Below are 6385 nucleotides of genomic sequence, written 5' to 3' on the forward strand. Positions count from 1 at the left end.
AAATTTCGTAACTATTCAGCAGTCGATCAAAAGACGCGGGTCTTCTTAGATCGTCATCCCGGACTTGATCCGGGATCTTGTCCGACCGGGCAGCTGCTTGCTCGACATTCAATGCACGAGGCCCTGGAGATCCCGGCCTGCGCCGGGATGACACGCTTAGGACATCCGTTTCAACCCTGCTGAATAGATACAAAATTTCTTGACCGCTCCTTGCCACGGTGTGTATCAATACACACCGTGAACAGCAGGGAGATCATCAAACGGATTAAAGGCGCAGGGTGGAAGCACGTCCGGATGTGCCTGCAAAAAGTATTTTTTGCAGGCTGTTTTAGGTTTTAGGTTATTAAGTTTTAAGTAAAAACAGATAGTTAGCTCTCATGATTTTTCGGGATTTGGCGACGGAGGTATTTTTTGCAGTCGCATCCGTCCGGACAACCGGAGATCACTTCCACTTTCGCCATCCCGAAAAACCCGGGACGGTAACGGTTCCGCATCCCAAAAAAGATATCCCTCTGGGAAGACTCAAAAGTATCGAAAGGCAGTGCGGCTTTCCGTTGAGGTAAAGGAGTATATAATGCCTGAATATATTGCAGCGATCCATAAAGACGAGGCCGCTGATTATGGGGTGAGTTTTCCCGATTTTCCTGGTTGCATCACCGCAGGAACTACCCTTGAAGAAGCTCGTACAATGGCAAACGAGGCTTTGCAGGGACATCTCAAGCTAAGCCGTGAGTATGGTGATACCATCCCCGAACCGTCTACACTGGAAGAGATCAAGGCAATGCAGGGTTTCCAGGATGCAGAGGCCTTCTTCGTGGTCCATGTTCCCGAAGTGGAAGAGAAAAGAGTCAGGGTGAATATCACGCTCACCCAAAGAGACCTCCACCTGATCGATAAAAAAGCGAAACAACGGAAGCTTTCGCGTTCCGCCTTTCTGGTTGAAGCTGCTCGCAAGGAGGCTGACCAGCAGTTTTGATCTCCACTGATGCTATTTTTATGACATGGGCTTCTGCCCCAAAAAACGCCCCGGGGATACGGTATCTCCCCTGGGCGTTTGCTATCTTATAAATCGTTATGGCCGAGAAAGTTTATCCAAAGTTCACTGTGAACCATAGTTGACATGTAGTAACCTCCAAACTATATTATTGTAATGATGGAAGTTCGGAAGACCGCAATATTCACCAAATGGTTCAAATCCCTCAAGGACCGGAGAGCCAAGGCTCGAATCCAAGCCAGAATCGATAGAGTCGAGATAGGCCATTTTGGGGATGTTGAGCCGGTGGGCGAAGGCGTCAGTGAATTGCGGATTTTCTAAGGTCCGGGTTACAGGGTTTATTTTGTACAAAAAAACGATGTTGTCGTGATACTTCTATCGGGTGGCGACAAGAGTTCTCAAAAATCTGATATCGTCAAAGCCAAAGAAATCGCCAAAACCGTGGAGGTATAGGTTATGGGCATACCAACTACTCGATGGGATTCAGCGGAATTCCTTGAAACTGACGAAGATATCCAACTGTATCTTGAGGCCTGTATCGAAGAATCGGGTGACGATCCTGCGTTTATTGTCCATGCGTTGGGCGTTATTGCACGCGCTAGAAACATGAGTCAGCTTGCCAGAGATACCGGGCTGACCCGAGAAGGTTTGTATAAAGCTTTGTCACCCGACGGGAATCCCACTTTTGCTACCGTAGCAAAAGTCGCAAAGGCGCTTGGCCTGCAAATAACGGTTCAAACACCCCGTCAAGATCCTTCCAATAATCATTGCCATGCGACCAGCTCCGCTATCGCATAATTACGGGCGTTTGCTAAACCAAATCTACATTAAAAATCCTTGTTTTCGGCAGGCCCAGACGATTCCCCCCATACGTGTCAATTTTTGTTTTTCTGCACCTCCCGGGGCGCAGAAAAACGGGTAATTCATGAATTACCCCTACACCATCACGTGCTGCGCATGGGGCAATGGAAACTCAACATCTCAAACGGGGTTTGGTTGAGTACCTTACTCGTAAAAGTCTGCCATAAAAAACAAGAAAATCGAAAGGCGTAAACCTGTATTCACCGCCCGGCATATTCCATATGCCTTGATGGCCATGCACAAGGTCTGCTAACCTCGCTTCGCTCGCTAAGCATTCACTTCCCCAGAGACGCCGAGAAGGCCGCAGAGAAAAATTTCTCTTCATGTTTTTCTCTGCGTCTCTGCGTCTCGAGCGAGTTTCCGAGCGGGCGGTGAGCGCTTTTCTTGGGTTGCGTATACATGACATACAGAAACGGGTAAGCCGAAAGTACACAGTATCCGAATGATCCTTATATCATATGTTCTATCGCATCCTCAGAGGCTTTTTGGTATCCTTGGTTGCAGAATCAGGAATGAGATCCTTATCATCCTTACATGAGGATAATCCGAACACGGCGCTTACGGGACACCACCCTATGGCAGCCGTCAGTACGGGAACAATGCCCACAAGTCCCCACCAGGAATCAACACCTGCGCCCAGAGCAAAAATTGCCAGGCCAACGACCACTCGGATAATCCGCTCACTCTTTCCAACATTGCATCGCATGGATACCTCCGGGGTAACAGGATAATGAAAGACAAAAAGGGTCATCCAGGTACACTGGACCACCTTGATCTCCATCACAATAGCAGAACGGGGCAAACGGTCTCCTGTCTCCCGCCTCCCGTCTCCTTCCTTCATCCATTATCAGCAATATATTTCCCCACATCAAACTTCCGCCTGCACCCCGCCGCATTCATATACCTGACCGTGCCGAAAACAGACCGCTCCTTCCAGGGCCGATCATGCACCCCCCCCATGGACCAGAGCACGCCCACGTACCCGTTGGGGTCACGGCCGTCGAGTTCGTACCGATCGTTGAGATAGATGGCCGTGGCAATGGCATCTTCGGGCGATTCCGACCATTCCAGAATCTTCTTGGCCCAGTACATGCGCATGTAGCCGTGCATGGAACCTGTGCGAACCATCTGGCGTTGTGCCGCGTTCCACAAGGGATCATGGGTTGCTGCGGCCTCCCATGTATCCCTGGTATACACATACTCACGGACATCGTCGCGGTGCGTGTCCAGGGTGGCCCTGCCCCAGGCGGGGATTCCCTCGATGGAATCGTAGTGCGGATTGTACAGACAGAAATTATCCGTCAGCTCCCGCCGGATGATGATCTGTTCCAGAAAGGCCTGCTGCCCCTCGGTTCGCGGGGACTCCACAGCCTCCAGAGCCACGCGATGGGCTGAAATCTGGCCGAAGTGCAGCCAGGGAGAGACCCCGGAAAGCCCGTGGGCGTTGGGATCCCTGCTGCTTTGATCGTACCGGTCCAGGCCATGGGCCATGAACGCGTGCATCCGGTCCATGCCGCCCGTGTACCCGGGAATGATCGCATCAACGGGCAGAACGGTACGCTCCACATGGAGACCTGCCATGAGGGCGTCCCAGTCAGGGAAATCACAGGGTGCATCGTGTACCGGCAGTTCCTTCCAAACAGGGAATGGCTCCAAAAATTCTGCCAGCAATCTCTGAATCTTGGGCCGGATGGTTCTGGCTGCGTATTCCTGCTTGTTCGAAACCCGCCAAACGGGAACGATGTTGTGGGCGTCCACTTCCTCCAGCGGAATTTCCAGGTGAGGAAGAAGTTCCTGTTTCCATCCCTGTTTGATGCGCAAGGGATCGAAATCCGTGACAAGGAACCCAGCATCGCACTCCCGGACAAAGGATTGAACCTGATCTGGAGGATGACCCGCACGCACATGCAGGCAAAGCCCCATGTCCCGAGCCCGTTCCCATGTCTCCCGCAGCCCCCTGAGCATCCAATCATACTGGCGGATGCAGGCCCCCTCAAAGGAAGAAACCAGACAGAAAAGAATATGCAGGGGCACCTTTGCCCGCCTTGCCTGTTCTGCCGCATGTATCAGGGCCCAATTGTCATCCACCCGCTGATCCCGACCCATCCAATAGACCACAGGTCCCTTGCCCGGGGAAAACCGGTTCAACCTGCGAATCCGATCCTGGTGGACAGATGCCATCTCAACGCTCCCGGTCATCACCCTGGTTGACAAATATCTCCCGCACATCCTGAAAACGCTCGACCGCAACATATCCGGATACACGCACGGCAAACACGGCCGTATCCGGATCGTTCAAAAAACCCCGCAAACGGGGATGATCATGTTCGAGGAGTACCCCCATCCTATCAGCCGCCCCGCCCGAAAGCTCCTCCGCAGTCCCGAGAACGGTCACGGCCATGGCCTCATGGGAATCGGTATCCGCATTCTCCCGATTGTCTGCCAGCAGGGAAACCCCGGGATGAGCGATCATGTTTGCATATTTGTGCGTGGCTCTGGGCGTGGCCATGGCAATGGTCGTCAGATCCGGGGTCACCGCGAAGGCCATCAGACTGCAGTAGGGGCCGGATTTCCCCTGCGTAGCCAAAACCATGCTCTTCTGTCCGGCAAAAAAGGTTTGCAATTTCTCCTGCCACCCGGGAGTTTCTTCCAGCAAAAGCCCGGGCCGGGTTTCCTCCACCAACGTTTTATCGAGGACACATGCCGGTTGTGCCTCGACCCGTTTGGGCGGACTGACCACCGGGCAGAGGATATGCCGGGAGATCCCCCCAAGCATCCCCTTGAAGATCAAGGCATGAAACGGAGCGAACATATACCAGTAAACAATCCCCCAGAGTCCCCGGGGGAGAAAACGTGCGCTCTGCACAAGTTCGGTACGTCCGCCCCCCTGGGCAGTGATGGTGAATTCGAGCATAGCCTCCCCCGGAACCTTCATTTCCGCCAGCAGGGTCAGCTTCCGGTTTTCCTGCACATCCAGGACCCGCCAGAAATCCAGGGCATCGCCGACACGTACATGCCGTGGATCACGCCGGCCCCGTCGGAGTCCCACCCCGCCGATGAGCTTGTCCACGAAACCGCGCATCTTCCAGAGCGCATTGCCGTAATACCATCCCCGTTGTCCCCCGATGGTCCGGATGGACGCCCAGATCTCGGACGGCGTCGCCTGCAACACCGTGGTATAGTTACAGGAAAGAACGGTCCCCCCGGCATACTCCTTGTCGCCGCAGGCCATCCACTCGGGACTCTGCACGGCGCCGGCGTCGCTCCAGCAGGTATCCACGGTCTGCTGTCTGACCCGTTCGAGGGCCCGGGCTATGGCCTCTTCACAGGAAAGCAGCTCCTGGGGGATGAGATCGGCGATACGCATATCATTGCACACGACCTCATTTTTGAGCCCCTCGGCCAGGGGCTTGGCAATGTTCGCCGGAAGCGGGGTGACCAGGTTGATCCAGTGGGAACTGAGCCGTGGTGTGAGCACGGGCACCGGGATGATGATCCGCTTTTTGAGCCCCGCCTTGTGAGCATAGATCTGAAAAAGTTCCTCATACGAGAGAATATCCCGCGACCCGATGTCGAAAATCTCTCCCCGGGTTTGGGCCTGCTCCAGGCAGCCGACCAGGTACCCGAGCACATTGCTGATGGCTATGGGCTGGCATTTACTGCGGACCCATTTGGGGGTGAGCATGATGGGCAGACGGTCCACCAGATACCGCAGGATCTCAAAAGACGCGCTCCCGGCCCCCAGAATCATGGCCGCCCGGAGCCAGGTCACGGGTACCTCTCCCTGCATGAGGATCTCCCCCACCTCCATGCGGGATTTGAGGTGCTCGCTCAGATCCTTGTCCGGATTTCCCAGACCGCCCAGATAGACGATCTGCTCGAGCCCGGCCTCTACCGAGGCCGCAACCATGTTCTCGGCTGCGGTACGGTCGGTTGCGGAATAATCCCCTACCCCCGCCTGCATGGCATGGACCAGATAAAAGGCCGCCCGGCATCCGGTAACAGCCCGACCAAGAGAATCCCGATCCATGACATCCACGGAAACAATCTCCAGATGCGGATGACGCCCATAAGGCCTGCAGGCCAGTTTGGAAGCTGAACGCGCCCCGGCCCGGACATGGTATCCCCGGTCCAGGAGCATGGGCACCAGCCGGCCGCCCACATACCCGGTGGCACCGAGAACAAGAATAGGTTTGTGCGTGATGGTCATGAATTCTCCCCTCTCTCAAAAAAATAAAAACGATGGGGCACTCTTTGATCAATGAACAACGGTCATGATCGTGAGCGCCTGCCTGGGAACGCCGAGCGTCTGCTCGGCATTGAATATGAACAGGGTTGCCGGGCAGGTGATACGGGATTAAGGCCTGGTATCATCCCCCAAATGCCGACCAGACGGTCGGCGTTCCCAGGAAAAGCACCATCCTGAATTCGGATTGCCGTACGGAATTTTTCAGCCCACTCAAATTTCTTAAATCTCTAAAATTTCTACAATCTTGCCCCACCCGATTCCCCTCACACATGATTCAGCAG

Annotated in this window: 7 protein-coding genes; 4 read left to right on the plus strand and 3 right to left on the minus strand. The window is 54.4% G+C overall.

The annotated features are described in order from the left end of the window. Positions 1–377: 377 nt before the first annotated feature. The 4 genes from ACY692_RS13650 to ACY692_RS13665 all read left to right on the plus strand — a co-directional run bounded on the left by ACY692_RS13650 (position 378) and on the right by ACY692_RS13665 (position 1792). On the plus strand, positions 378–563 hold the full coding sequence (locus ACY692_RS13650; RefSeq protein ID WP_462325929.1) for a type II toxin-antitoxin system HicA family toxin: 186 nt from the start codon (positions 378–380) through the stop codon (positions 561–563). An 11-nt stretch (positions 564–574) separates the two neighbouring features. Continuing rightward, on the plus strand, positions 575–976 hold the full coding sequence (locus ACY692_RS13655; RefSeq protein ID WP_462325930.1) for a type II toxin-antitoxin system HicB family antitoxin: 402 nt from the start codon (positions 575–577) through the stop codon (positions 974–976). A 177-nt stretch (positions 977–1153) separates the two neighbouring features. Beyond that, positions 1154–1315, plus strand: coding sequence for a type II toxin-antitoxin system RelE/ParE family toxin (locus ACY692_RS13660; protein ID WP_462325935.1), 162 nt, complete (start codon positions 1154–1156; stop codon positions 1313–1315). Positions 1316–1450: 135 nt separating this feature from the next. Then, positions 1451–1792, plus strand: a complete 342-nt coding sequence (locus ACY692_RS13665) for an addiction module antidote protein (RefSeq protein WP_462325931.1) — start codon at positions 1451–1453, stop codon at positions 1790–1792. Positions 1793–2318: 526 nt separating this feature from the next. Here ACY692_RS13665 and ACY692_RS13670 read toward each other — a convergent pair. The 3 genes from ACY692_RS13670 to ACY692_RS13680 all read right to left on the minus strand — a co-directional run bounded on the left by ACY692_RS13670 (position 2319) and on the right by ACY692_RS13680 (position 6065). Next, on the minus strand, positions 2319–2561 hold the full coding sequence (locus ACY692_RS13670) for a YgaP family membrane protein (protein ID WP_462325932.1): 243 nt from the start codon (positions 2559–2561) through the stop codon (positions 2319–2321). A gap of 131 nt (positions 2562–2692) precedes the next feature. Next, entirely contained in the window at positions 2693–4036 is a 1344-nt protein-coding gene (locus tag ACY692_RS13675; RefSeq protein WP_462325933.1) for a deoxyribodipyrimidine photo-lyase, read from the minus strand. A gap of 1 nt (position 4037) precedes the next feature. Continuing rightward, positions 4038–6065, minus strand: a complete 2028-nt coding sequence (locus ACY692_RS13680) for a DUF2867 domain-containing protein (RefSeq protein ID WP_462325934.1) — start codon at positions 6063–6065, stop codon at positions 4038–4040. Between the last annotated feature and the right edge of the window lie 320 nt (positions 6066–6385).

Source organism: Desulfoplanes sp. (assembly GCF_054921335.1).

Excerpts from the sequence above, each read along its gene's own strand:
- ACY692_RS13660 (WP_462325935.1), top strand. The coding sequence starts at position 1,154 with ATGGAAGTTCGGAAGACCGCAATATTCACCAAATGGTTCAAATCCCTC.
- ACY692_RS13680 (WP_462325934.1), bottom strand. The coding sequence starts at position 6,065 with ATGACCATCACGCACAAACCTATTCTTGTTCTCGGTGCCACCGGGTAT.
- ACY692_RS13650 (WP_462325929.1), top strand. The coding sequence starts at position 378 with ATGATTTTTCGGGATTTGGCGACGGAGGTATTTTTTGCAGTCGCATCC.
- ACY692_RS13675 (WP_462325933.1), bottom strand. The coding sequence starts at position 4,036 with ATGGCATCTGTCCACCAGGATCGGATTCGCAGGTTGAACCGGTTTTCC.
- ACY692_RS13655 (WP_462325930.1), top strand. The coding sequence starts at position 575 with ATGCCTGAATATATTGCAGCGATCCATAAAGACGAGGCCGCTGATTAT.
- ACY692_RS13665 (WP_462325931.1), top strand. The coding sequence starts at position 1,451 with ATGGGCATACCAACTACTCGATGGGATTCAGCGGAATTCCTTGAAACT.
- ACY692_RS13670 (WP_462325932.1), bottom strand. The coding sequence starts at position 2,561 with ATGCGATGCAATGTTGGAAAGAGTGAGCGGATTATCCGAGTGGTCGTT.